The sequence below is a fragment of the Xanthomonas sp. 3498 genome (assembly GCF_014199795.1).
Classification (GTDB): Bacteria; Pseudomonadota; Gammaproteobacteria; order Xanthomonadales; family Xanthomonadaceae; genus Xanthomonas_A; species Xanthomonas_A rydalmerensis.
The window spans coordinates 587,213-612,629 of record NZ_JACHOH010000002.1 but is presented as its reverse complement, the minus strand read 5'-3'; the positions used below and the strand labels follow the sequence as shown (position 1 = coordinate 612,629).

The following is a 25,417-nucleotide window of genomic DNA, read 5'->3' as shown; positions in this document are numbered from 1 at the left end:
TCCGGTAGCAAGCACGTGTGAAATGGACCATGCGGGTGCGCGCCCTACCCTCATCCGGCCCTGCGGGCCACCTTCTCCCGGAGGGAGAAGGAGCAGGACCTAGCCCCTCTCCCACCGGGAGAGGGGTTGGGGTGAGGGTCCGGCATCAAGCGTTGCTGTACGAACAACGTACAAATAGAAAAGGCAGCCTCGCGGCTGCCTTTTCTGTTTGTCAGCTGATTCGACCGATCTGGATCGAATCAGCGGCTTGACGTCCGGATCAGCACTCGGCCCGCGCGCCGCCCTGCAGCGGCGCGCGGCGCCAGGCTCACTCCTCGGCGAGCATCTGGGTGAGCTTCGCGCGCGCCGGCTTGGCCAGCTTCTTGTTCTCCAGCGCGAAACGGATCGTCGCCTCGACCAGGCCCAGGTGGGTACCGCAGTCGAAGCGGGTGCCCTCGAAACGATAGGCGTCGACTTCTTCGCTCTTCAGCAGCGCGGCGATGGCGTCGGTCAGCTGGATCTCGCCGCCGGCACCGGTGCCGGTGCTTTCGAGCAGCTCGAAGATCTTCGAGCTGAGCACGTAACGACCCACCACCGCCAGATCGCTCGGTGCGTCTTCCGGCTTGGGCTTCTCGACGATCTGCGCGATACGGCCCTTGCGGCCGTCGAACGCCTCGGTAGCCACGATGCCGTAGCTGGCGGTGTTCTCGTGCGGCACGTCTTCCACCGCGATCACGCTGGCGCCGCTGCGCTCGTTGAGATCGGCCATCTGCTTCAGCGCGCCGTCGCCACGGTTCCAGATCAGGTCGTCCGGCAGCAGCACCGCGAACGGCTCGTCGCCGATCACCGACTTGGCGCACAGCACCGCGTGGCCCAGGCCCAGCGCTTCGGCCTGGGTCACGAAGATCGCGCGCACGCCCTCGGGCAGCACGTGGCGAATCATTTCCAGCTGCTCGTGCTTGCCCGCACGCTCCAGCTTCTGCTCCAGTTCGTAGGCCTTGTCGAAATAATCCGCGACCGCGTGCTTGTAGCGGTTGGTGACGAAGATCAGGGTGTCGCAACCGGCTTCGATCGCCTCGTCCACGGCGTACTGGATCAACGGCCGATCGATGATCGGCAGCATTTCCTTGGGAACGGTCTTGGTGGCGGGAAGGAAGCGGGTACCCAAACCTGCCACCGGGAATACTGCCTTGCGGATTCTCTTGCTCATCAGAGCCTTCTGGCCTCGCGTGCGGGGAATGGAACGATGGTAGCGGAGCCGTCGTGATCGCCTTGCTGACGCAGAGGAGCGAACTCCGGCATGGTCATGCGCAGCACCTTCTCGATGGTCTCGCTGTCGTAGTCGGCCACCGCCGCGCGCAACTGCTGCACGCCACGCAGCACGTCCTCGCGCGAGAAGCTGCGCACGCCGGCCTCCAGGATCTTCGGATGCGACGTCGGCCGATAGTTTTCGTCGGCGTAGAACAAGGTCTCGTGCAGCTTCTCGCCCGGACGCAGGCCGGTGTAGACGATGGCGATGTCGCGCCCGGGCTGCTTGCCCGCCAGGCGGATCATCTGCTCGGCGAGCAGGCGGATCGGTACCGGCTCGCCCATGTCCAGCGTGTAGATGGCGCCATGCGACGCCGACGCGGCCGCCTGCACGATCAACTGGCTGGCTTCGGGGATGGTCATGAAGTAGCGCGTTACCTGCGGATCGGTGACCGTCACCGGACCGCCCTGGCGGATCTGCTCGCGGAACAGCGGCACCACGCTGCCGGCCGAATCCAGCACGTTGCCGAAGCGCACCGTCACGAAGCGCGTGCTGACCGCCTGATCGTCCAGCGACTGGCACACCATTTCCGCGTAGCGCTTGGACGCGCCGAGCAGGTTGACTGGGTTGACCGCCTTGTCGGTGGAAATGAACACGAAGGTCGAGACCTTCGCCGCGACACAGGCACGCGCCACGTTCTCGGTGGCCAGCACGTTGTTGCGCACCGCCTCGCGACACTGCCGCTCCAGCAGCGGCACCTGCTTGTAGGCGGCGGCATGGAACACCGCGTCCGGCTCGGCCACCTTCATGGCGTGGCGAATCACCGCCGGATCGCCGCAATCGCCCAGCACGCAGTCGATCTCCAGATCCGGGAAGGTGCGGTGCAGGTCGGCATGGATGGTGATCAGCGCCAGTTCGTTGATCTCCAGCAGCACGATCTTGCGCGCGCCGTGACGCGCGCACTGCCGGCACAGTTCCGAACCGATCGAACCGCCGGCGCCGGTGACCAGCACCGTGCGCCCGGACAGCCAGCCCTTGATCAGCTTCCAGTCCGGCGTCACCGGCTTGCGCCCGAGCAGGTCCTCGATCGCGACCTCCTTCAGTTCGCCCGGCAGGTAGTGGCCCTCGAGGACGTCGACCAGCCTCGGCACAGTGCGGAACGGCAGGCCGGTACTCTCGCAGATCGCCACCACCCGCTGCATGCCGGCCGCATCCAGCGACGGGATCGCGATGACCAGCAGCTTGGCCGCGGTTTCCTTGGCGATCGCGCCGGCTTCGTCGATGCGACCCAGGATCGGCAGGCCTTGCAGCTTGGCGCCGTGCAAGTGGCCTGCGTCGTCGACGAAACCCACGGGCTGGTAGGCACCGGAGCGGCGCAGGTCGCGCACCAGTGCCTCGGCCGCACGGCCAGCGCCGACGATCAGCACGCGCCGCGCGGTGTCGTCCGAATGGGCGATCTGATAATCCTTCCAGGCGCGGTACAGCAGGCGGGGCGCGCCAAGCAGCGCCGACAACGCAAACGGATACACCATCAGCACCGACAGCGGGATCGCATCGAAGCGGCTGTAGGCCAGCCCCAGCACGATCGCCACCAGGCCATAGAAGCTGGCCTTGAAGATATTGAGCAGGTCGGGAACGCTGGCGAAGCGCCACAGGCCGCGATACAGGCCGACCTTCCAGAACACCAGCCCCTGCGCCACCAGCACGATGGCGGTGTTGAGGTTCCACAGCGGCAACGGATGCTCGCCAGGCAGCATGGTGTAGCGGGCAGCATGCAGCAGTTGCCAGCAGACCCAGACAATGGCCAGATCGTGGACGACCACGGAGGCCTTGGGAAACAGCTCGGTGAATCGGTCGCGCGTGGAAAGCATCAGTGATCCGTGAGAGTTCGGCGCATCCGGTTGCGCAAAGCCAGCCAAAGCACACCTGCCGAACAGAACCAGGCGATCGTCAGACCGGCCTGGACGCCCGCATCCAGGGGCCTGCCCAGCCGCGCGATTGTAATCGCGACGATGCTGAACAGACCGTAGGCGAGCGTGACGACAGTATGGCTACTGCCGGTGTGTACCCAACGCTGATAAAAATGTTGCGCGTGCGGTTGCCACCAACGTTCGCCCGCGAGCATGCGCGAGGCGAGCGTGAAGCCTGCGTCGATGGCGAAGGCCGACAGCGGCAATGCCGGCAGCCATGGCGCCTGCTCACCGGCCACCAGACACCAGGCGAACAGCGCGGCGATCAGGTAACCGAGTGCGCCACTGCCGACATCTCCGAGGAAAATGCGCGCCCGGGGATAGTTGAACGGCAGAAACCCCGCACAGGCGACCAACAGCACCCAGCATGGCCACCGCAGCGGCGCCGGCAGCAACCAGGCGAATCCCATGGCCGCGATCATCGCCTGGCTGCTGGCCAGACCATTGATGCCATCCATGAAATTCCAGATATTGATCAGCGAAACCGTTGCCAGCCACACCAGCGCGACCACCCACAACGGTTGGCTCGCACTGTAGACAAGTGCAGCGAGCAGGGTCGCCGCCACCGCATGCACCAGCAATCGCAGCGCCGCCGACAGCGGCCGGTGGTCGTCCCACCAGCCGATGCCGGCGACCAGCAGCAGGCCGGCCGCGAAGGTGGCGATGCCGGCACCGTGCTGCGGCCACTGCAGCGCCGCCCAGCCGCAGGCGAGCAGCACTGCCGCCACGATCGCCACGCCGCCACCGCGCGGCGTCGCCACGGTGTGGCTGCGCCGCTCGCCGGGTGCGTCCATCAGCTTGCGTTTGAGTGCGTAGCGGCGCGACAGCCAGGTGCCGGCCGCGCTGAATGCCCCGAGCGCCAAGAGCAGCGCGGCTCCTGCGATGGGCATTACACCACCGCGTAGTTGAGCAGCGGCTTGACCGTGCCCCACTCCTTGCAACTGGGGCATTGCCAGTGGTGGGTACGCGCACCGAAGCCGCAACGGGTGCAGCGGTAGCTGGGATTGCGCACCAGCAACTGGTCGGTGATGTGCTTGAGGTCCTGCAGGGTCGCGGTGGAGTCGGCACCCTCGGCCAGGGTCAGGTCGATCAGCGCGGACTCGCCGCGCACCGACGGGCGGTCCTTGAGCTGCCGGCCGAGATAGGAGCGCGCGGCGGAAATACCTTCCTGCGACTCCATCAGACGGGTCAGCGCCAACACCGGGGCGATGCCGCGATAGTGCTCGGTCATCTCCGACAGGAACGCACGCGCGCCGCTGAGATCGTTGCCGCGCCGGTAGCAGTCCATCAGCGCAGGCATGATCTCCGGCAGGTAGTCCGGGTCGTGGCGGGCGGCGCGCTCGAAGGCGCGGATCGCGGCCTCGTCGTTGCCGTCGTCGACGTCGATGCGTCCTTCCAGGATGCCGGCGCGCACCGACTTGGCATCGGCCTGGTAGGCACGCGCGATCGCCGCCCGCGCCAGGTCGTTCTTGCCCGACGCGCGATAGCGGTCGGCCAACTCGCATTCGAACTGGGCGATCAGCTTGCCCATCGGCTCGCCGGTCACCTCTTCGTAGCGGGTGGCGTTGTCGATGGCCTTTTCCCAGTCGCGTTCGGCCTGGTAGATGCCGATCAGGTGCTTGAGCGCCTGCGGCGCGCGCTGGTCGATCTGCGCCAATTCGGTGAACACGGTTTCGGCCCGGTCCAGCAGCCCCGACTTCATGTAGTCCTCGCCCAGCGCCAGCAAGGCCTGCACGCGCTGCGCGTCGCTCAGGTCGCCGCGCTGGACCAGGCCCTGGTGCAGGCGGATGGCGCGGTCGACCTCACCGCGGCGGCGGAACAGGTGGCCCAGCGCGACCTGGGTCTCGAAGGTTTCCTTGTCCAGTTCGGCGATGTGCAGGAACAGCTCGATCGCCTTGTCCGGCTGCTCGTTGAGCAGGTAGTTGAGGCCGCGGAAATAGGTGCTGGAGAGCCGGCTGACCTGGGTATCGCCATGGCGCTGGCCGCCACGGCGGCCGATCACCCAGCCACTCAGCGCTGCCAGCGGCAGGAACAGGAAGAACCAGAACCACTCGGTCAGAAAGTCCATCGAAGGTCAGCGTCCATCCAAGGGCTGGGCATGGGGAGAAACCGGCGCGACGGCCGGGGTCGCGGCGTTCGCGGCCTTGTTGGCGCGACGCAGCTTGGCATACAGGGGGATCACCAGGGTCGCCAGGACCAGCGAAGCGCCGATCAGCACGCCGGCGAACAGCGAGACGATGATGGCGATGCCGGAGGTGGTGGCGATGCTGGAGAACACGAAGTTGATCTGGATCGGCTGCGAATTGAGCGACCCGATGACCAGGCCGGCCAACAGCAACACCAGCAGGATCAGCAGTCGTGCAATCTTCATGAGCAACTCCAGCGTCGGGAGACACTAGATTAGCCGAACAGGCGTGGATTCCGGCAAACGCCGGACGCCGGACTCAGGGCGTGTCGGATTCGACCGGAACGACGCCGCTCACACGCTCGCGCAGCTCCTTGCCGGGCTTGAAATGCGGCACGTGCTTGCCGGGAAGCGCGACGGACTCGCCGGTCTTGGGATTGCGTCCCAGGCGCGGCGGCCGGTAATGCAGGGAAAAGCTGCCGAAGCCGCGGATCTCGATGCGATCACCGCCGGACAGGGCGCCGCCCATCATTTCCAACAACGACTTCACCGCCAGATCGACGTCGTCCGACTTCAGATGCGCCTGCTTGCGCGCCAGGATTTCGATCAGCTCGGATTTTGTCATTGCGGATTCGTGCAGTGGGGTCGCAACCTGGCACGGCCCGGGAACACCGGGCCGTGCCAGTAACGCTGCGTGTGGCGGATTACTCGGACTTGTTGCCGTTCAGCTGTGCACGCAGCAGCGCGCCCAGCTGGGTGGTGCCGCCCGACGCGGACTGGTATTCCTCCAGCACTTCGCGCATTTCGGCATCGTCCTTGGCCTTGATCGACAGCTGCAGGGTGCGGCCCTTGCGGTCCATGCCCACGAACTTGGCTTCGATCTTGTCGCCGACCTTCAGGTGCTGGCTGGCGTCGTCGACGCGCTCGTTGGCGATGTCGCGCGCGGCAACGTAGCCTTCGATGCCGTCGGCCAGGTCGATGGTGGCGCCCTTGGCGTCCACTTCACGCACCACGCCCTCGACCTTCGAGCCCTTCGGGTTGGCGGCCATGTACTGGCCGAACGGATCCTGCTCCAGCTGCTTGACGCCCAGGCTGATGCGCTCGCGCTCCGGGTCCACCGCCAGCACCACGGCTTCCAGCGTGTCGCCCTTCTTGAAGTTGCGCACGATGTCTTCGCCGGTGGTGTTCCAGCTGATGTCGGACAGGTGCACCAGGCCGTCGATGCCGCCGTCCAGGCCGATGAAGATGCCGAAGTCGGTGATCGACTTGATCTGGCCGGACACCTTGTCGTTCTTCTTGTGGGTGGCGGCGAAGGTCTCCCACGGATTGGCGGCGACCTGCTTCATGCCCAGCGAGATGCGGCGACGCTCTTCGTCCACGTCCAGCACCATCACTTCGACTTCGTCGCCGACCTGCACGACCTTGGACGGGTTGACGTTCTTGTTGGTCCAGTCCATCTCGGACACGTGCACCAGGCCTTCCACGCCCGGCTCGATCTCGACGAACGCGCCGTAATCGGTGACGTTGGACACCTTGCCGAACACGCGGCTGTTGGCCGGGTAACGACGGGCGATGTTGTCCCACGGATCCTCGCCCAGCTGCTTCAGGCCGAGGCTGACGCGGTTACGCTCGCGATCGAACTTCAGCACGCGCACGTCCAGCTCGTCGCCGACGTTGACCACTTCGGACGGATGGCGCACGCGCTTCCAGGCCATGTCGGTGATGTGCAGCAGGCCGTCGATGCCGCCCAGGTCCACGAACGCGCCGTAGTCGGTCAGGTTCTTGACCACACCCTTCAGGATCGCGCCTTCCTGCAGCTTGTCCATCAGCTGCTCGCGCTCTTCCGAGTGCTCGCTCTCGACCACCGCACGACGCGAGACCACCACGTTGTTGCGCTTGCGGTCCAGCTTGATCAGCTTGAACTCCAGTTCCTTGCCTTCCAGGTAGGCCGGGTCGCGCACCGGGCGCACATCCACCAGCGAACCGGGCAGGAACGCGCGGACATCCTTGATGTCCACGGTGAAACCACCCTTGACCTTGCCGCTGATGCGGCCGGTGATGGTCTCGTTCTTTTCCAACGCTTCTTCCAGCTCGTCCCACACCATGGCGCGCTTGGCCTTCTCGCGCGACAGCACGGTCTCGCCGAAGCCGTTCTCGAGCGAGTCGAGCGCGACCTTGACCAGGTCGCCTTCGGCGACGTCGATCTCGCCAGCGTCGTTACGGAACTGCTCGATCGGCACGATGCCTTCGGACTTCAGGCCGGCGTTGATCACCACCACGTCGCCGCGGACTTCCACGACGGTACCGGTGACGATGGCGCCGGGCTTCAGCTTGGCCAGATTGGCTTGGCTGGCTTCGAACAGTTCGGCAAAAGATTCGGTCATTTGAAATTACTCTAGTGGACACACGGACAGGGCGTTTTTCTTCTGGAAAAACAGCGACTGCCCACCTGTTAGTCGGCCCGAACAGCGGCCGGGTGTGGAATGGAAAAACCGCAGCGCGGGATTGCGCAGCGGAGCCTTTGACACTATCGGTGGAACCTGGATGTAGCGTGTTGCGAGGAACCGGTGGCATGCATGCCACCACCACTCTGCTGCCCTGCCCTGCGCACTGCTCTCAGACTGGCAACAACTGCAGGACGCGGCCCACCACCTGGTCGATGTCCATGCCGGTGGTATCGAGGAGGACGGCATCGTCTGCCGGCCTCAGCGGGGCCACCGCGCGTTGGGCATCGCGTGCGTCGCGGGCCATGATCTCGCGCAGCAGGTCGTCGAATATAACGGAAACCCCTTTTTCCTTCAACTGCTTATGCCGGCGCTGGGCGCGCTCCTCGGCGCTGGCGGTCAGGAACACCTTGTACGGGGCGTCCGGGAAAATCACCGTGCCCATGTCGCGGCCGTCGGCGACCAGCCCCGGCGGGGTGCGGAAGGCGCGCTGACGCTGCTTCAGCGCCGCGCGCACCTCGGGAATGGCGGCAATCGCCGAGGCCACCGCGCCGGTGGTCTCCAGGCGCAGTTCGTCGGTGGCATCGGCGCCGTTGATCCGGACCCGCAGGCCGCCGCCGGCGACCTCGTCGAAATCCACCCGGGTGTCGAAGGTGCAGCGCACCAGGGCGGCGGCGTCGGAAATGTCCAGATTGGCCCAGCTGGCCGCGACCCCGACCGCCCGGTACAGCGCCCCCGAATCCAGGTAATGCCAGCCCAGGCGGGCGGCGACGATGCGGCTGACGGTGCCTTTGCCGGCCCCGGACGGGCCATCGATGGTCAGGACGGGAGCGGGCTCGTTCATGCGGTTCCTCGGACGGGGGGCGGCGCATTGTAGCGCCGACGCCAGCCCGACTGGCGCAAGCAGTTGAAACCATGAAGAAAACCAGGCTACAATCGCCGGCTTACTGATCCCGCGCCATGGTTTCGGCCGTGCCGCCCTCCTTCGAATCCACAAGTTTACGCCGAGGTGTGCCATGAAAGTCCTGTCCTCCCTGAAGTCGGCGAAGGCCCGTCACCGCGACTGCAAGGTGGTCCGCCGCCGCGGTAAGGTCTTCGTGATCTGCAAGTCCAACCCCCGTTTCAAGGCGCGCCAGCGCTGATCCGACCCGGCCTACCCTACCGCGCTGCGCGCAGCGGTGGCCGGTCGTCGACGAAAGCCGCCTTCGGGCGGTTTTTTGTTGCCGAAGTTTGCTGTAATCGACGCTCGTCCTCTGGGGAGTACACGTGATGAAGCATCGTCTGTCCGTCCTGCCGCTGCTGGCCGTGTTGGGCCTGGCCGGCGGCGCCCACGCCGAGACCCTGCTGGTCGAGCGGGTCAAGGAAGAACCCGCGGCGGCGCTGCCGACCCGCGGCCTGAGCATGGCCCAGGTGCAGGCGCGCTACGGCGCCCCGCAGCAGAAGCTGGAGCCGCGTGGCGGCCAGAAGCGGCAATGGCCGACCATCAACCGCTGGGTCTATCCGGCCTTTACCGTCTACTTCGAGAAGCAGAAGGTGGTGGACGTGGTCGCCAACAAGGCCGACGCCAACGAGATCGGACCGAAGCCGGCGATCCGCTGACGTCGGTCCTGCGCCCGGTTGCGCGTGCGCCTGGCCGAACACCCCGGCGCTGCCGCTGGCGACCGTCCCGTCCCGTGGTCCTGCGCAACGCACCTGCGCCCGCCAGTGCAGGGATATGAACGACACACACCCTGGCGCGACGCCAGGCACAACCTGAGTACTGGTCGCAATGACTGATCGCCTTCGCCTTCCCGCAGAATGGGAACCGCAGTCCGCCATCCTGATCGCCTGGCCGCATGCCGGCACCGACTGGGCCGAGCGCCTGGCCGAGGTCGAGGAGACCTACATCGCCCTGGTCGCGGCGATCGTGCGCTTCCAGCGGGTGCTGATCTGCGTGGCCGACGCCGACCTGCAGATCTATGCCGAGGCGCGGCTGCGCTCGGCGCGTGTGGACATGCAGCGGGTGCGCTTCGTCGAGGCCGAGTACGACGACACCTGGCTGCGCGATTCCGGCCCGATCACCCTGGCGCGCGCCGGCGGCGGCTTCCAGTTGCTGGATTTCCGCTTCACCGGCTGGGGCGGCAAGTTCCAGGCCAGCCGCGACGACCAGTTGGTGGGCGTGCTGGCCGAGCAAGGCCTGTTCGCCGACAGCGACGTGCGCCGCATCGATTTCGCCCTGGAAGGCGGCGCCATCGACTGCGACGGTGCCGGCACCCTGCTGACCACCTGGCAGTGCCTGCACGAGCGGCATCCGCAGCGCAGCCGCGAATCGCTCAGCCACGACCTGGCCGACTGGCTGGCGCAGCAGCGCGTGCTGTGGCTGGATCACGGCTATCTGGAAGGCGACGACACCGACGCGCACATCGACACCCTCGCCCGCTTCGCCAGCCCCGACGCGATCGTTTACCAGGCCTGCGACGACGCCGGCGATTCGCACTACGCCGAGCTGCAGGCGATGGGCGCCGAACTGGCCGCATTGCGTACCGCCGACGGCGTGCCTTATCGGTTGTTTCCGCTGCCGTGGGCGCAACCGGTGATCGACGATGGCCGGCGCCTGGCCGCGTCCTATGCCAATTTCCTGATCGTCAACGGTGCGGTGCTGATGCCGGCCTACGGCGACGCGTCCGATGCGCAGGCGCAGGCGGTAATGGCGCAGGCCTTCCCGCAGCACGAGATCGTGCCGATCCCCTGCCGCGCGCTGATCTGGCAGAACGGCAGCCTGCACTGCATCACCATGCAGCTGCCGGCCGGATTGCTGGCGGACTGAGCCGCCGCGCCTGCGCCGCACGCCGGCGCAGCGCCGACCACACCACCCGCGCCGCCGCCACGCGCAGCGCGGGATTCATCTCCCTGGAACCTGCCGCGCGGCCATCCGCGCTACCATGCCGGTTTACCGCGAACCTTGATTCCGCAATGACCCGAACCACTCTTTCCGTCGCGCTGATCCAGGAGCGCAACCACGGCGACGCCGCGGCGAACCTGGCAGCGATCGAATCGCGTGTGGCCGAGGCCGCCGCGCAGGGCGCACAGTTGGTGCTGCTGCAGGAACTGCACAACGGCGCGTACTTCTGCCAGCACGAGTCGGTGGACGAATTCGACCTGGCCGAGCCGATTCCCGGCCCCAGCACCGAGCGCCTGGGCGCCCTGGCCAAGCGCCACGGTGTGGTTCTGGTCGGCTCGCTGTTCGAGCGCCGCGCCGCCGGGCTGTACCACAACACCGCGGTGGTGTTCGAAAAGGACGGCAGCCTGCTGGGCAAGTACCGCAAGATGCACATCCCGGACGATCCGGGCTTCTACGAGAAGTTCTACTTCACCCCGGGCGATCTGGGCTTCACCCCGATCCAGACCTCGGTCGGCCGCCTCGGCGTGCTGGTGTGCTGGGACCAGTGGTACCCGGAAGCGGCGCGACTGATGGCGCTGGCCGGTGCCGAACTGCTGCTGTATCCGACTGCGATCGGCTGGGATCCCAACGACGAACAGGCCGAGCAGGAACGCCAGCGCGATGCCTGGATCCTCAGCCATCGCGGCCATGCGGTGGCCAATGGCGTGCCGGTACTGAGCTGCAACCGGGTCGGCCACGAGCCCTCGCCGCTGGGCGCGTCGGGCATCCAGTTCTGGGGCAACAGCCACGTGCTCGGCCCGCAGGGCGAGTTCATCGCCGAGGCCGGTGGCGAGCCGACCGTGCTGGTCTGCGACGTGGACCTGCAGCGCAGCGAGCACGTGCGGCGGATCTGGCCGTTCCTGCGCGACCGCCGCATCGATGCCTACGGCGACCTGCTGAAGCGCTACATCGACTGACCCGCAGCGCCGTGCCGGGTCTTCGCCTGTGCGGCGCCGCTCCCTGCGGCGCAGCGCGCCCCGGCCGCAGGCGCCCATGCCGGTCGCGGCCAATGCCCTCACCCCCCTGCCTGCTGAGCCCCGGCGCTGCCGAGGCGCCCTCCGATGAGTGATGGAATGAACGAACTTTCCCAGGCCGACGGCGACGACGCGCTGTTCGACGGCCAGCCGTACCGCATCGTCGAACGCGACGGCATCCGCTACACCCTGCTCGGCACCGCGCACGTGTCCCTGGCCAGCGTCGCCGCCGTGGAACGGGCGATCGGCAGCGGCCGTTTCGACGCGGTGGCGGTGGAACTGGACCCGCAGCGCCTGCAGGCACTGACCGATCCGGACGCACTGACCAAGCTGGACCTGGTGCAGGTGATCCGCAAAGGCCGCGTGGCCCTGTTCGCCGCCAACCTGGCGCTGGCCGCCTACCAGCGGCGCCTGGCCGAGCAACTGGGCATCGAGCCCGGCGCCGAGCTCAAGCGCGCGGTGCTGCTGGCGCGCGAACGGCAGTTGCCGGTGTACCTGGTCGATCGCGAAGTCGGCCTGACCTTCAAGCGCGCCTCCAGCCGGCTCGGCTTCTTCGGCAAGCTGAAGCTGGCCAGCGGCCTGCTCGGCGGCCTGTTCGCCTCCGACGAGGTCGGCGAGGCGGAGATCGAGAAGCTCAAGCAGGGCGACATGCTCGAGGCCAGCTTCGGCGACTTCGCCAGCGAAAGCCCGGCGCTGTACGACACCATCATCGCCGAGCGCGACCGCTACATGGCCACGCGTCTGCGCGAGGAACAGGCGCAACAGCGCGCGCTGCCGCTGGCCGGCAACGCCGAGCCACTGGACGGCTCCACCGGTGCCGGCGTGCGCGAGGTACTGGCGGTGGTCGGTGCGGGCCACCTGGCCGGCCTGGCGCGGCACCTGCAGGGCGACCAGGACGATCCCGCGACGCTGCGCAAGGCGCTGGAAGAGGTGCAAACCAAGAAGAAGGTGCCGTGGATCACCCTGACCCTGACCGCGCTGGTGCTGGGCGGCGTGGCCTGGGGCTACTGGCATGGCGGCTTCGCCCTGGGCACCGACCTGTTGCTGCAGTGGGTGTTGTTCACCGGCGGTCTGGCCGGGCTGGGTTGCATCCTGGCCGGCGGCCATCCGCTGAGCGTGATCGCCGGCGCCATCGCCGCGCCGCTGAAGCCGTTCCGCCCCGGCGTGCCGGCCGGTGCGTTCAGCGCCCTGGTCGAAGTGCACATGCGCAAGCCGGCCTATGGCGACTTCCTGGCGCTGCGCGACGATGCGCAGAACCTGCGCGGTTGGTATCGCAACCGCGTCTCGCGCGTGGTGCTGACCTTCCTGCTGACCAACCTGGGCAGCATGCTCGGCGTGTGGCTGGCCGGCTTCCGCATCTTCGGCAAGCTGGCGGGTTAAACCAGCCGAAGCATTGACCTCGTAGGAGCGGCTTCAGACGCGACGGGCCTTCCCTGGGACGCCTGTCGCGGCTGAAGCCGCTCCTACGAAAAGCTCCTACGAAAAGCTCATGCGGCTTGCGGTGCGGCGACACCACGCGCGCGCTGCACCAAGCCCGCCGCGCCATTGCTGAGATCGTCGAGCATCGCGTAGATGGTCGGCAGAAACAGCAGGCTGACCACGGTCGAGAACGCCAGGCCGCCAGCGATGGCGCGGGCCATCGGGTAGTAGGCCGGACCGTCGCCGAACATCTGCGTGGTGGTCAGCGAGATCGGCACCATCGCCAGGATCGCCGTGCCCATGGTCATCATGATCGGCCGCAGGCGCTCGCGCGAGCCTTCGATCAGCGCCTCGGTGCGGCCGAGGCCGCGCCGGCGCAGATTGTTGATGTGCTCGATCATCACGATGCCGTTGTTCACCACCACGCCCATCAGCACCAGGATGCCGATGAAGGCCATGATCCCGAAGCTGGTGCCGGTGATCCAGAACAGCCAGAACACGCCGAACACCGAGAACAGCACGCCGCTCATGATCGCCGCCGGGAACAGCAGCGATTCGAACACCGCGGCCATCACCACGTAGATCATCAGCAGCGCGATCAGCAAGTTGAACAGCATCTGCTGGCTGGCCTGGTCGTCGTCCTGACCGTCCGCACCGTCGAAGCTGTAGCGGTAGCCGACCGGGAAGCTGACCGCCTTGAGCGTGTCCTCGATCGCCTGCTTTGCTTCCGGCGCGGTGACCTTGGCGCCGAGATTGGCGGTGATGGTCAGCGTGGTCTGGCGGTTGGTGCGGGCGATCTGGGTCGCGGCCGCGCGCGGTTGCGTCTCGACCAGGCTCAGCAGCGGCACGCTGCGCCCGTCCTGGGTGCGCACGTTGAAGCTGTCCAGATCCTCCGGCGAGGTTTGCTCGGCGCCGGCGAAGCGCACCCACACCGGCACCTCGTTGTCGCCGTGGCGGAACTCGCGCAGCGACGCGCCACGCAGCGCCAGGCCGACGAAGCTGGCAACCTGCTCGGCGCTGAAGCCGAACGCGGCGGCACGCTCGCGGTCCACCCGCACCGCCAGTTCGGTGCTGCGGTCGCCGCTGTCCACGCGCACGTCGCGCAGTTCCTTGCGCCGCGCCAGCACCGGCACCACGTCGTCGGCCAGCGCGCGCAGCGCCTCGGTGGAATCGCCGACCAGTTGCACCTGCACGGTCTGCCCGCCGCCGTTGCCGCCATCGCCGCCGTTGCTGTTGCCGACGTGGAAATCTACCCGCGCCGAGCGCGGCAGTTCCTTGCGGATGCGTTCCATCAGCGCCGGCAGGTCGCGGACCTGCTTCAGGTCCACGGTCAGCGTGGTGCTGCTGCCCTCCTCCTCGCTGAACCAGGAATACACCTGGGTCACGTGGTACTGCGCGCGGCGCGCATCGATGAAGCGTTCGAGCCGGGTCACTTCCTCGGCCATCTGTTCGCGCGTATAGGCGCCCTTCCATTGGTAGCCGATGAAGACCTGCTCGCCGCCGTCGCCGCCGAACATGTCCTTCTTGGTCTGCATCATCGGGATCACGCTCAGCGCGCTGATCAGCACGATCGCGCTCACGCTCCAGCCGCGGTGCGCCAGCGACCAGGCCAGCACCCGCGCGTAGCGGCGCTGCAGGCGCGGGATCAGTCCGTGCGGGGAATGCACCAGCGCCGGGGTGCGCATGCGCGCCGACAGCATCGGGATCAGGCTCACCGCCACCAGCCACGACGCCAGCAGCGACACCGAGATGGTGATGGCGATCTGCGACATGAAGATGCTGATGTTGTTGGTCTCGCCGAACAGGTTCGGTACGAACACGATGCAGTGGCACAGGGTGCCGGCCGACAGCGCGATGGCAACGTTGCGGGTGCCGACGATGGAGGCGCGCTGCGGCTGGTCGGGCATGCGCTCGCGCTCCTGGTAGATGCTCTCCACCACCACCACGGCGTTGTCCACCAGCATGCCGACGGCCAGCAGCAGGCCCATCATGGTCAGGATGTTGAGGGTGACCCCGGCGAAGTACATGAAGCCCAGGGTGATGGCGAAGCAGATCGGGATCGCCAGGGTCACCATCAGCGTCGACGGCCAGTGGCGCAGGAAGAAGAACAGCACCGTCACCGACAGCAGCAGGCCCACCGCGCCGGCTTCGGCCAGTTCCGCCAGCGACGAGGTCACCGCCTTGCCCTGGTTGTCGATGACCTTGATCTGCACGTCGCTCAGCGCCGGCTGCTTGCGGATCTGCTCGACCTCGGCCAACACCGCGCGCGAGACCTCGACTAGGTTGGCGCTGCGCTCCTTGAACACGTCCAGGCCCACCGCCGGGCGTCCGTCCAGGCGCCGGCCGTAGCTCATCCGGGTCGGCTTGAGCCGCACCTCGGCGATGTCGCCCAGGCGCAGGCCCTTGCTGTCGATGACCAGATCGCGCAGTTCCTGCAGGTCGCGCAGTTCGCCGATCGGCTGCACCCGCAGGCGCTGGCCGTTGTCGTCGATCTGCCCGGCCGACAGCGAGAAGTTGAGCTTGCCCAGGCGCTCGCTGAGCTGGTTGAGGCTGAGGTTGTGCGCGCTGAGCCGGTCCGGGGCGATGGCGATCTCGACCTCGTTCGGCGGCGCGCCGGACACCGACACCTTGGCCACGCCGGGAATGCGTTCCAGGCGGCGCTTGAACTCGCGATCGAGCATGTCGTAGGCGCCGGTCAGGTCGGCCGCGCCGGCCAGGCGCACCTTGAGCACCGGCTGGTCGCTGCTGGACCACTTGAACACGTTGTAGCGCCGCAGGTCCGCCGGCAGATCGGCGCGGATCGCGTCGATGCGCTCGCGCGCGTCGGAAGCGGCGATGGCGATGTCGCGGTCCCAGTCGGAGAACTCGATGAAAATGTTGGCGCCGTCGGCGGTGGCGGTCGAGCGCATGCGCTTGATCCCGGTCATCGTCGCCAGCGCTTCCTCGGTCGGCCGCACCAGGTTGCGCTCGACCTCGTCCGGGGTCGAGCCGGTGTACGGCAGCTGCACGAACAGGAACGGCGCGGAGATGTCCGGCAAGGCCTCCAGCGGCAGGCGGAAGGCCGCGATCAGCCCGACCACCACCAACGACACGAAGCACATGATGGTGGTGACCGGACGGCGGATGCTGAACTCGGCGACGCTCATGCCGGTGCGCCCTCACCGTCCTGCAAGCGCTGCTCGCCGTGCTCGCGCTGCCGCGCGCGCCGTCCGCGCTCGGCGTAGTACGCGTCGGCGCGGCGATCCAGGCGGTCGTAGACCACCGGGATCACCAGCAGGGTCAACAGCGTCGACACCAGCAGCCCGCCGATCACGGTGATCGCCATCGGCGCGCGCACCTCGGCGCCCTCGCCACTGGCGATCGCCAGCGGCAGGAAGCCGAACAATGTGCACAGCGTGGTCATCACGATCGGCCGCAGTCGCGAGCGCGCCCCTTCGATCAGCGCGGCGCGCTTGGCCACGCCCTCCTCGCGCAACTGGTTGACCTTGTCGATCAGGATGATCGCGTTCTTGGTCACCAGGCCCACCAGCAGGATCAAGCCGATGAACACCACCACCGACACCGGCTTGCCGGTCAGCAGCAGCGCCAGCACCGCGCCGACCAGCGCCAGCGGGATGGTGAACAGGATGACGAACGGATGCAGCAGCGACTCGAACTGCGAGGCCATCACCAGGTACACCAGGAACACCGCCAGGCCGAACGCGAACAGCAGCGAGCGCGCCGATTGCGCCAGTTCCTCGCCCTGCCCGCCGATGTGCATGCCGACGCCGGCGCCGAGCGGATCGCGCGCCACCATCGCGCCGACTTCGCGTACCGCGCCGCCCAGGTCGATGTCGCGCAGGTTGGCCGAGACGATCGCCACGCGGATCTGGTCGGCGCGGTGGATTTCGCTGGGCCCGGTGGTGGCGACGACGTCGGCGACCGCGTCCAGGGTCACCGGCCGGCTGCTGCCCGGATTGACGATCAGCCGGCGGATGCTGTCGACGCTGGAGCGGTCGCTCTGCTGCGCGCGCACCAGCACGTCGATCTTGCGGTCGCGGAAGCTGTAGCGGGTGGCGACGTCGCCGCGCACCTTCTTCACCACCACGTCGGCGATCTGCCGCGTGGTCAGGCCCAGCGCGCCGGCGCGCTCCTGGTCGAAGCGGATCTGGATCTCCGGGAAGCCCTCCTCCACCGTGGATTTGACGTCGGCGAAATGGCCGTTGCCGCGCAGCAGCGCCGCCAGTTTCTGCCCGGCGTGCTGGATGGTCTGCAGATCCTGGCCGCGCAGTTCGATCTCCAGCGGCGTGGAGAAACTGAACAGCTCGGGCCGGCTGAAACCGACCTGCACGCCCGGGTGGTTACGCATCGTCGCGCGCATGCGCTCGCTCTGCTGCGCCTCGAACTGCGCACTGCCGCCGCCGGCCATGGCGATGGTCAGCTTGCCGATGTTCTCGCCGCTCTCGGTGGGGCTTGCGTCGAGCCGGGTGCCGCTGCCGCTGACCCCGTACAGCGCCTGCACGCCCGCATCCTTGCCGTGGACCTCCTGCAGTTCGCGCACCAGCGCGTCGGTCTGCCGCAACGGCGTACCGGCCGGCAGTTTCACGGTCATCTCGAAGCGGTCCTGCGCCAGCTGCGGGATCAGGTCGGCGCCCAGCAGCGGCGCCACCGCCAGCGTCGCGGCGAAGGCCAGCGCCGCCAGCCCCAGCACCCAACCCGGACGCGCCAGCGCGCCCGGCAACAGCCGCAGGTAGCCGCGCTCGGCCAGCGCGTACGGCGCCATCGCCAGGTCGCTGGCCTTGCGCATCACCGGCGCGACCACCGCCATCGCGCCGCGCCACAGCCGCACGCACGACCAGGCCACGCCGAAGCACACGCCGCGCACCGCCGCACCGGCACCGCGGCGGCTCCAGGCCAGCGGCTTCAGCCAGCCGCGCTGCGGCTGCCAGCGCGGCGCCGCCGGCTCCACCGGGAACGCCAGCGGCGGGCGGCCCTTCAGCGAACTGAGCATCGGGATCAGGGTCATGGACACCACCAGCGAGATCGCAATGGCGATCGCCACGGTCAGCGCCTGGTCGCGGAACAGTTGCCCGGCCACGCCTTCCACGAACACCAGCGGCAGGAACACCGCGATCGTGGTCAGGGTCGAGGCGACCACCGCCATGCCGACCTCGCGGGTGCCGACGATCGCCGCATCGAGCACGCTCAGGCCGCGCTCGCGCGCCTTGGCGATGCTTTCCAGCACCACGATCGAGTCGTCCACCACCAGGCCGGTGGCCAGCGCCAGCCCGCCCAACGACATCACGTTGAGGCTCAGCCCGAGCTGGCCCATGAAGAAGAACGTGGTCACGATCGACACCGGCAGCGACAGGCCGATCACGAACGTGCTCCAGCCGTCGCGCAGGAACAGGAAGATGATCAGGATCGCCAGCAGGCCGCCGATCACCGCATCCTTCTTTACGTCGCCGATGGCGTGCTCGATGAAGCGCGACTGGTCTTCCAACGTGGTCAACTCGGCGTCGGCCGGGATCTGCGCCTGCAGCTGTTCCAGGCGCTTGCGCAGCGCCGCGGCGGTGGACACGGTGTTGGCGTCGCCTTCCTTGTAGATGGCCAGTTCCACCGCTTCCTTGCCGCCCAGGCGGATGATCGCCTCGCGCTCCTTGTAGCCCTGCCGCACCTGCGCCACGTCCTTGAGCCGGATCGGCATGCCGCCGGCGACTATGGTGGTCGTGCTGGACGTCGCGCTCTGCGCTGCCGACGCGGCCGCGATCGCGGCTTCCGAACCGGTGGAGGCGGCGATCGCATACATCTGCTGCAAGGCCGCGTCCGCCGCGTTGCCGCCGGCGCCCTGGGTGGTGAGCAACAGGTTGCGGATCTCGTCCAGGTCGGCGAACTGATTGACCGTGCGCACCAGGTAGCGCTGCGTGCCCTGCTCCAGGCGCCCGCCGGAGAGATTGACGTTCTCGTCCTTGAGCCGCGCGATCACCGTGTCGATCGGCATGTTGAGCTGCGCCAGCCGCTGCTGGTCGATATCCACCTGGATCTCGTCCTCCAGGCCGCCGCCGACCTTGACCGCGGCCACGCCCGCCACCGGCTCCAGCTTCTTCTTCAGATCCTCGTCGGCGTAGCGGCGCAACTGGGTCAGCGCGCGCACCGCCTCGGCGTCGCTGTGCGCGGCGGTCTTGCTCGACAGCACCAGGCGCATGATCGGCTGGGTGGACGGATTGAAGCGCAGCAGCACCGGCGCCTTGGCCTCCAGCGGCAGCGACAGCGCCTCCATCTTGTCGCGCACCTCCAGGCTGGCCTGGTCCATGTTGGTGCCCCAGGCGAACTCCAGCACCACGTCGCTCTGCCCGGTGCGCGACACCGACTTGAGCTTGCGCAGGTTCTTGACCACGCCGACCGCTTCCTCCACCGGCTCGGTCACCAGCGTCTCGATCTCCGACGGCGCGGCGCCGGCGTATTCGGTGCGCACGGTCAGGGTCGGATAGCTCAGGTCCGGCAGCAGGTTCACCTTGAGCCCGTGCAGCGCGATCGCGCCGAACAGCAGCATGGTCAGGGTGATCATCGCGATGGTCACGCGGCGGCGGGTGGCGAATTCCACCAGGCCGCCGCCGTGCGCAGCGGCGGGCGCAGGCGGCGCGTGCGCGTCGGGATCGGCGCCGTGCATCAGCGCGCTCCGGCGGCGGTGGCCGGCGCGGCGTCGGCGACCTCGCGCTGCGGCGCGATCACCTGCACGCGGCTGCCGTCGCGCAGCGCGACCTTGCCGGCGGTGACCACCTGGTCGCCGGGCTGCAGGCCCTGGCGGATCTCCACCCACGGCCCTTCGGCATAGCCCAGCATCACCGGCACCCGCGCGACCTTGCCGGCGACCACGCGGAACACCGCCGGCTCACCATCGTCGAGCAACGCCAGCCGCGGCACCACTAGCGCATCGGCGCGCTGGTCGTAATCGATGCGGATGCGCCCGAACATGCCCGGCTGCAGCGCCTGCGCGCCCTCGTCGAAGGCGCAGACCACGCGGAAGGTACCGCTGCCGGCATCCACCACCGGCGCGATGCGGTCGACCCGGCCGCGGAACTGCTTGCCCGGCAGCGCATCGGCCAGCAGGGTCACCGGCTGCCCGGTCTTGAGCGTGGCCAGTTCGCGCTCGGGCACGTTGAGCGTGGCCTCCAGGCGCGAATCGTCGACGATGCGGAAGATCGGCGTGTTGATCTGCACGAAGTTGCCGGTCTTGATCGAGCGCGAGGCGATCACCCCGGAGATCGGCGCCGTCACCGTCGCGTATGAAAGTTCCAGCGACGCCAACTGGTGTTGTGCGCGCACGTTAGCCAGGTCGTACTTGATCTGGTCGACGTCGGCGGCGCTGACCAGTTGCTGGCCCACCAACTGCTGCGAGCGCCGGTAGTTGTTCTCCAGCTTGCGCAACTGCGCCTCGCTCTGCGCCAGCGCCAGCCGCGCACGGTCCGGGTCCAGCCGCACCAGCGGCTGCCCGGCGCGCACCTGCTGGCCCTCCTCGGCCAGCACCGCCAGGGCCACGCCGGAGGTCTTGGCCACCACCTGCGATTCGGCGCGGGCTTCCAGCGCCGCAGTGCCGCTGTAGCTGGCCGCCACCGCGCGGCGGCTGGCCACGGCCACCTCCACCGGCACCGCCTCCGGCGCCTTCTCGCTGTCGGCGGCCTTGGCCTTGGCTTCGGCGGCCGGTTTGCAGGCGCTGAGCAGCAGCGTGGTGGTGACCAACAGCGCGGCAGCGCAACTGGCAGTGCGGCGCGTGAGCGGTCGCGTCATCGTCGTATCCCCGGTGGATGGCGTGAATGGTGTTGTAGATAAGTAGATCACCAATCGACGCCATGCCGAATGCCCCAAAGGTCACGGGTCCCTCGCCACGGCCAGTTTCGGAGCCGCGAAAGGTGAGGCTATACTCGGGCCGTTCCGTGTTCCCCCACGCCGGAACCCCAATCCGTCCTCCGGACCACGAAACCATGCGCACGCAGCCGCTAGCCGCTTGTTTTGCTCTGGCCGTACTCGTTTCCGTTGGGGCCGCCCCGGCCATGGCGCAGACCGCGCCGGCGCCCGCCGCTCCCGCAGCCGCAGCCGCGGCACCCGCGCCCGTGCAGGGCAATGCCGCCAATGGTCGGGTGCTCACCTACACCTGTCAGGGCTGCCACGGCGTCACCGGCTACAAGAACGCCTACCCCAGCTACCGCATCCCCAAGATCGGCGGGCAGTCGGCGCAGTACCTGACCCAGGCGCTGACCGAATACCGGCTCGGCAAGCGCAAGCATCCGACCATGCAGGCCCAGGCGGAAAGCTTCTCCGACCAGGAGATCGCCGACATCGCCGCTTTCCTGTCCACCCTCAAGTAGGCCTCCCATGCCGAACGCCGCGCACGCCTTGCGTCCCGCCCTCGTCCTGCTTGCCGCCCTGTGCCTGGGGGCCTGTTCGCAATCGCAGGTGGAATCCACCAGCAAATCCGCCGGCGATCCCGGCCACGCCAGCGGCGAGCACGGTTCCGGCTCCTCCGCCGGCCTGCCCGGCGGGCGCATCGAGGCCGGCGACAAGCTGGCCCACGCCAAAGGCAAGGCCACCGGGCAGAGCTGCATCGACTGCCATGGCGCCGACGGCAACGCGCCGATCGACCCGACCTACCCCAAGCTGGGCGGCCAGTACGGCGACTATCTCGCGCACGCACTGCAGGCCTATCGCGGCGGCACCCGCACGCATCCGCTGATGAGCCCGCAGGCGGCGCAGCTGAGCGACCAGGACATCGCCGACCTGGCCGCCTACTTCGGCTCGCGCAGCAGCCAGTTGCGCGACCTGCACGGCGTGAACTGAGCCGACCATCGCCAGGCATCCCGCACGTCGCATGACGTGCCGGACGCTCGGGCGATCCCGGACATCAGCAGCGTGGTGGATGCGGTGTTCTACGCGCCGATGTCGACGTCTCGCTCGGCATAGGCCGACTCCCCATCGCGATCGGCATGACCGGTGTGCAGCCAGGCATGGCGCACGCCGTCCCGGCGCATCCCGCATCGCACAGCGACAACGAACCCGTCCCGATCCAGTCATCGCCGCGCTCAGCGGCTGCCGTTGTCCTCTTGCAGTTCGCGCTTGAACGGCACGTTCGGTGGCGGCCGCGCGCCGGCCGGCTGCTCGTTGAGATTGGGATCGGTGATGCCGCAGCCACCACCCACCTGCAGGATCGAGATCACGCAGGAAATGCTGCTGGTGGTGCCCGGAATCGGGATCTTCACCGACTTGATGCCGCGCCGCACCCACTCCTCCAGCAGGGTCGCGTTCGGCAGCCAGTACTTGTCGAACGAGGTCGGCGTGTAGTCGTACGGCGGACGCTTGAGCCACTCCCCGGCCTTTTCGATGCGCTCGCGGGTCCAGCTGTCGGTCTCGGACCCGGGCGCGCTGCGCGCAGGGGTCTGGTCGTTGCCGCGGCCATCGGCCAGGCGCACGCTGCCGTCGGCATTGAACAAGCCGCCGCCCTTGCTGGCGCCGGCACCGGCATCGCCGGAGCGGTTGCGCGCAGCCGCGCCCCAGTCGTCGCCACGCTGCGGCGTGGCCCAGCCACCATCGCGAGCGACCGGGGCCGGGCCGCTTCCCGGGGCCGCGGCCTGGCTCCCGGGCGGCGCGGTGCCGGCCGCGGGCGCGGTCGGCTTGGCGGGCGCACTGGCGGCGGCACCGGCTGCTGCGACCGGCGCCTGCTGCGCTGTCGGCGCGCTGGCCGGCGCTGCGTCCGGAGCGGTCGCCGGTGCTGGCATGGGCGCGCTCGCGGTAGCGGTGCTCGGCGTTGGCACTTCGATCTGACGCACCTGCGGTACCTCGGCGCTGCGCGGCACCGGCGTGGGCTCGGGCGTGCGCAGCTGCGGCGCCGGAACCTGCACCTGCGGCAGCGGTGCCGGCACCTCGCGTTCGCGCACCTGCACCTGCGGTGCGACTGGGCGCGGCACCGCGATGTCGCGCGGGCGCAGCTGGGCCACGGTCGGCACGTCGGTGACCACCTCGACCTCGCGTACCGGCACCTGCACGTCCGGCGGCACCACCGCGCGCGGTGTCGGCACCGGCACGCGCACGCTCGGCGGTGGCGGCAGCACGAAGTCGCGGGTGGGCGTCGGGGTCTCGGTCACCTGCAGCGGCTGCTCCGCCGGCGGTGGCGGCGCACTGGCCGTGGTCTGCGTGGGCACCGGCGGAACGGGAGCTGGAGCGGGAACCGGAGTCGGCGCCGCGGCCGGTGCGGGCGCTGCAGCAGCCGGCGGCGTCGGGCGCGAGCGCGCGGTCGCGGCGTGCTGCGCACGCGGGGTCGGCGCCGCCGCCGTTGCAGCGGCGGCCGCCTCGGCCGGCGCACCGCCACCGCGTTCGGCGGGCGTGCCGCGGCCGACGAATTCCACCTGTACGCGCCCGGCGGCGTCCGCGTCGGCGCGCGGCGGCAGCCAGCGCACGAACGCCACCCACAGCAAAAACACCGCGAACAGCAGGTGCAGCAACAAGCTCAGCAGGACGGCCAGGCGCCGCCACCAGCGCTGGTCGTAGGGCGCCGGATCCCAGTGCTGCCACCACAGGCGGCGGAACGCCTGCCACAGCGGCAAGGCCGGCAGGCGCAGGGTCGCAGGCGGCGAGGCCGGCGGCATCGCCGCGATCAGCTCGGGGGCTGCAAACGGCCGAGGCACGACCGGTTGCGCCGCGATCCAGTGCGCCCACGCGTACGGCAGGCCGGTGCGGCGATCGCGCAGCAGCTTGCGCGGCGTGCGCGCCAACAGCGCATCGAGGATGTCGGTGGCGCGCGTCACCGGCAGTGGAAAGTCAGGCGGCCGAATCGCGCGGAATGTAGGGGGCGCTGCCGGTGTCGTGGTCGGTGGCGTCGCGCACCGCGGTCACGCCCGGCACGCGGCCCATCAGGGTCTTCTCGATGCCCTGCTTCAAGGTCACGTCGGCCATGCCGCAGCCGTGGCAGCCGCCGCCGAAGCGCAGCAGCACCACGCCATCGGCGGACACTTCCTGCACCGCCACGCGGCCGCCATGCTGGGCCAGCTGCGGATTGACCTCGTTTTCCACCACCCAGCGCACCCGTTCCACCAGCGAGGCCGCCTCGCCCGGGGCTTCGCCCTTGATCTTCGGCGCCTTGATGGTGAGTTGCTGGCCGGTGCCCTGGGTGACGTAGTCGATTTCCGCGCCGTCGAGCCAGCCGACGCTGTCGGCTGCCACGTACAGGGTGAAGCCGGCGCAATCGATCGCCCATTCGTCGCCGGCCAGGTCCGCCGGCTCGGCGAACTCCAGCCGCGCATCGGCGCGCGGGGTGCCGGCATCGACCGCGCTCAGGCGTACGCCCATGCCGGGCACGGCCTCGCGTTCGAGCAACTTGCGGAAATGGGCCTGTGCGTTGTCTGAGATCTGGATCATGCGGGTATTCTAGACCCTTCCACGCCCTGCGCTCGTCGCGGGCGGTATGTTGACCGGCCCTGTCCGTTCCACCGCAGAGACCACCATGAACGACCTGATCCCGCTCGTCCAGGCCCATTGCTCGCCCTGCAAGGGCGGCGAATACAAACTGACCCAGGCGCGCCTGGCCGAACTGCTGCCGCAGGTGCCCGGCTGGGACGTGGTGGAGAACGGCACCGCGATCAGCCGCACCTTCCGCTTCCCCGACTATTACCGCACCCTGGCCTTCGTCAACGCGCTGGCCTGGATCGCGCACCGCGAGGACCACCACCCCGACCTGGGCGTGCACTACGACCGCGTGGTGGTGCGCTATTCCACCCACGATGTCGGTGGCCTCAGCGAGAACGACTTCATCTGCGCCGCCAAGGCGTCCGCGCTTCCGGAATGAACCCGATGACCGCCACCGCTACCGCCCGCCGTCTGCTCCCCCTGGCCTGCCTGAGCGCCGTGCTGCTCAGCGCCTGCGGCCAATCCCAGCAATCGCAGCAACACACCGTGGCGCAGCCGCCGACCGAGGTCGCCGCGGTGAAGACGCCGCCGCCGGACTATCCGATCGACGTGGCCTGCGCCGGTGTTGGCGGCAAGGTGGTGCTGAAGGTGGTGGTCGGCGTGCAGGGCAAGCCGACCGAGGTGGACGTGGTTGCCGGCAGCGGCCAGGCCAAGCTGGACGCCTCGGCGCAGGAGGCCGTGCGCGGCTGGACCTTCAAGCCCGCCACCCGCAACGGCCAGGCGGTGCCGTGGACCATCCAGGTGCCGGTCAATTTCAATCCGCCGCAGCCGCGCCCGGACCGTTGCTTCGCGCTGGACGCCCAGGCGCACAAGGCTGGCTGAACCATGGGCGCGCGCGGCGCGCCTTCACGCGACACCCGCACCGCGCCGGGTTTGATCGACGCCTCTTCCTAGGAGCCGCCGG

Annotated in this window: 22 protein-coding genes; 9 read left to right on the top strand and 13 right to left on the bottom strand. The window is 68.7% G+C overall.

Features of this window, described 5'->3' with window-relative positions:
• Positions 1-307 precede the first annotated feature (307 nt).
• The 8 genes from galU to cmk all read right to left on the bottom strand — a co-directional run bounded on the left by galU (position 308) and on the right by cmk (position 8,611).
• The gene (gene galU, locus GGR66_RS07755) at positions 308-1,189 is read right to left on the bottom strand and encodes a UTP--glucose-1-phosphate uridylyltransferase GalU (protein ID WP_184447859.1); all 882 of its coding nucleotides are present in this window, start codon (positions 1,187-1,189) and stop codon (positions 308-310) included.
• Complete coding sequence (locus tag GGR66_RS07750; protein WP_160969914.1) at positions 1,189-3,099, bottom strand: nucleoside-diphosphate sugar epimerase/dehydratase; 1,911 nt, start codon at positions 3,097-3,099, stop codon at positions 1,189-1,191. The genes galU and GGR66_RS07750 overlap by 1 nt, the downstream gene beginning before the upstream one ends.
• On the bottom strand, positions 3,099-4,088 hold the full coding sequence (locus tag GGR66_RS07745) for a glycosyltransferase family 4 protein (RefSeq protein WP_184447858.1): 990 nt from the start codon (positions 4,086-4,088) through the stop codon (positions 3,099-3,101). Before GGR66_RS07745 ends, GGR66_RS07750 begins: the two co-directional genes overlap by 1 nt.
• A complete protein-coding gene (gene lapB, locus GGR66_RS07740) occupies positions 4,088-5,266 on the bottom strand; it encodes a lipopolysaccharide assembly protein LapB (protein WP_160947820.1) in 1,179 nt (392 codons plus the stop codon). The genes GGR66_RS07745 and lapB overlap by 1 nt, the downstream gene beginning before the upstream one ends.
• Before the next feature lie 6 nt (positions 5,267-5,272).
• On the bottom strand, positions 5,273-5,569 hold the full coding sequence (locus GGR66_RS07735) for a LapA family protein (protein WP_184447857.1): 297 nt from the start codon (positions 5,567-5,569) through the stop codon (positions 5,273-5,275).
• A gap of 73 nt (positions 5,570-5,642) precedes the next feature.
• On the bottom strand, positions 5,643-5,963 hold the full coding sequence (locus tag GGR66_RS07730) for an integration host factor subunit beta (RefSeq protein WP_255419593.1): 321 nt from the start codon (positions 5,961-5,963) through the stop codon (positions 5,643-5,645).
• A gap of 64 nt (positions 5,964-6,027) precedes the next feature.
• The gene (gene rpsA / locus GGR66_RS07725; protein WP_010342889.1) at positions 6,028-7,707 is read right to left on the bottom strand and encodes a 30S ribosomal protein S1; all 1,680 of its coding nucleotides are present in this window, start codon (positions 7,705-7,707) and stop codon (positions 6,028-6,030) included.
• Between the two features lie 232 nt (positions 7,708-7,939).
• Positions 7,940-8,611 carry a (d)CMP kinase gene (gene cmk, locus GGR66_RS07720; RefSeq protein ID WP_017913728.1) on the bottom strand — a complete coding sequence of 224 codons (672 nt, stop codon included), beginning with the start codon at positions 8,609-8,611 and terminating at the stop codon, positions 7,940-7,942.
• Positions 8,612-8,783: 172 nt separating this feature from the next.
• On the opposite strand from cmk, the gene ykgO reads away from it, so the two are divergent.
• From ykgO to GGR66_RS07695, 5 genes are all read left to right on the top strand, one after another.
• The gene (ykgO, locus tag GGR66_RS07715; RefSeq protein WP_010342887.1) at positions 8,784-8,909 is read left to right on the top strand and encodes a type B 50S ribosomal protein L36; all 126 of its coding nucleotides are present in this window, start codon (positions 8,784-8,786) and stop codon (positions 8,907-8,909) included.
• Between the two features lie 127 nt (positions 8,910-9,036).
• Positions 9,037-9,366, top strand: coding sequence for a hypothetical protein (locus GGR66_RS07710; RefSeq protein ID WP_184447856.1), 330 nt, complete (start codon positions 9,037-9,039; stop codon positions 9,364-9,366).
• A 169-nt stretch (positions 9,367-9,535) separates the two neighbouring features.
• Positions 9,536-10,573 carry an agmatine deiminase family protein gene (locus GGR66_RS07705; RefSeq protein ID WP_184447855.1) on the top strand — a complete coding sequence of 346 codons (1,038 nt, stop codon included), beginning with the start codon at positions 9,536-9,538 and terminating at the stop codon, positions 10,571-10,573.
• 146 nt (positions 10,574-10,719) lie between these two features.
• Positions 10,720-11,604 carry a carbon-nitrogen hydrolase gene (locus GGR66_RS07700; protein WP_160969924.1) on the top strand — a complete coding sequence of 295 codons (885 nt, stop codon included), beginning with the start codon at positions 10,720-10,722 and terminating at the stop codon, positions 11,602-11,604.
• Between the two features lie 156 nt (positions 11,605-11,760).
• Positions 11,761-13,041 (top strand): TraB/GumN family protein, encoded by a 1,281-nt coding sequence (locus GGR66_RS07695; RefSeq protein ID WP_184447854.1) that lies wholly within the window; start codon positions 11,761-11,763, stop codon positions 13,039-13,041.
• A gap of 107 nt (positions 13,042-13,148) precedes the next feature.
• Here the strand turns inward: GGR66_RS07695 and GGR66_RS07690 are convergent, their stop codons facing one another.
• From GGR66_RS07690 to GGR66_RS07680, 3 genes are read right to left on the bottom strand one after another with little or no spacing between them, the layout of a single operon-like run.
• Entirely contained in the window at positions 13,149-16,226 is a 3,078-nt protein-coding gene (locus tag GGR66_RS07690) for an efflux RND transporter permease subunit (RefSeq protein ID WP_184447853.1), read from the bottom strand.
• The gene (locus GGR66_RS07685; RefSeq protein ID WP_184447852.1) at positions 16,223-19,729 is read right to left on the bottom strand and encodes an efflux RND transporter permease subunit; all 3,507 of its coding nucleotides are present in this window, start codon (positions 19,727-19,729) and stop codon (positions 16,223-16,225) included. The genes GGR66_RS07690 and GGR66_RS07685 overlap by 4 nt, the downstream gene beginning before the upstream one ends.
• Complete coding sequence (locus GGR66_RS07680) at positions 19,729-20,847, bottom strand: efflux RND transporter periplasmic adaptor subunit (protein WP_184447851.1); 1,119 nt, start codon at positions 20,845-20,847, stop codon at positions 19,729-19,731. The genes GGR66_RS07685 and GGR66_RS07680 overlap by 1 nt, the downstream gene beginning before the upstream one ends.
• A 194-nt stretch (positions 20,848-21,041) precedes the next feature.
• On the opposite strand from GGR66_RS07680, the gene GGR66_RS07675 reads away from it, so the two are divergent.
• Both GGR66_RS07675 and GGR66_RS07670 read left to right on the top strand, forming a co-directional pair.
• Complete coding sequence (locus tag GGR66_RS07675) at positions 21,042-21,425, top strand: cytochrome c (RefSeq protein ID WP_026143839.1); 384 nt, start codon at positions 21,042-21,044, stop codon at positions 21,423-21,425.
• 7 nt (positions 21,426-21,432) lie between these two features.
• Positions 21,433-21,894 (top strand): cytochrome c, encoded by a 462-nt coding sequence (locus GGR66_RS07670; protein WP_019800789.1) that lies wholly within the window; start codon positions 21,433-21,435, stop codon positions 21,892-21,894.
• Between the two features lie 242 nt (positions 21,895-22,136).
• On the opposite strand, the gene GGR66_RS07665 is transcribed toward GGR66_RS07670, so the two are convergent.
• Together GGR66_RS07665 and GGR66_RS07660 are read right to left on the bottom strand one after the other, a co-directional pair.
• A complete protein-coding gene (locus GGR66_RS07665; RefSeq protein ID WP_184447850.1) occupies positions 22,137-23,855 on the bottom strand; it encodes a transmembrane repetitive protein in 1,719 nt (572 codons plus the stop codon).
• A gap of 13 nt (positions 23,856-23,868) precedes the next feature.
• Positions 23,869-24,465, bottom strand: coding sequence for an NfuA family Fe-S biogenesis protein (locus GGR66_RS07660; RefSeq protein WP_184447849.1), 597 nt, complete (start codon positions 24,463-24,465; stop codon positions 23,869-23,871).
• A gap of 85 nt (positions 24,466-24,550) precedes the next feature.
• Here GGR66_RS07660 and GGR66_RS07655 point away from each other — a divergent pair, with 85 nt between their 5' ends.
• Together GGR66_RS07655 and GGR66_RS07650 are read left to right on the top strand one after the other, a co-directional pair.
• Positions 24,551-24,892 (top strand): 4a-hydroxytetrahydrobiopterin dehydratase, encoded by a 342-nt coding sequence (locus GGR66_RS07655; protein WP_184447848.1) that lies wholly within the window; start codon positions 24,551-24,553, stop codon positions 24,890-24,892.
• Positions 24,893-24,897: 5 nt separating this feature from the next.
• Positions 24,898-25,335 (top strand): energy transducer TonB, encoded by a 438-nt coding sequence (locus GGR66_RS07650; RefSeq protein WP_184447847.1) that lies wholly within the window; start codon positions 24,898-24,900, stop codon positions 25,333-25,335.
• Positions 25,336-25,417 lie beyond the last annotated feature (82 nt).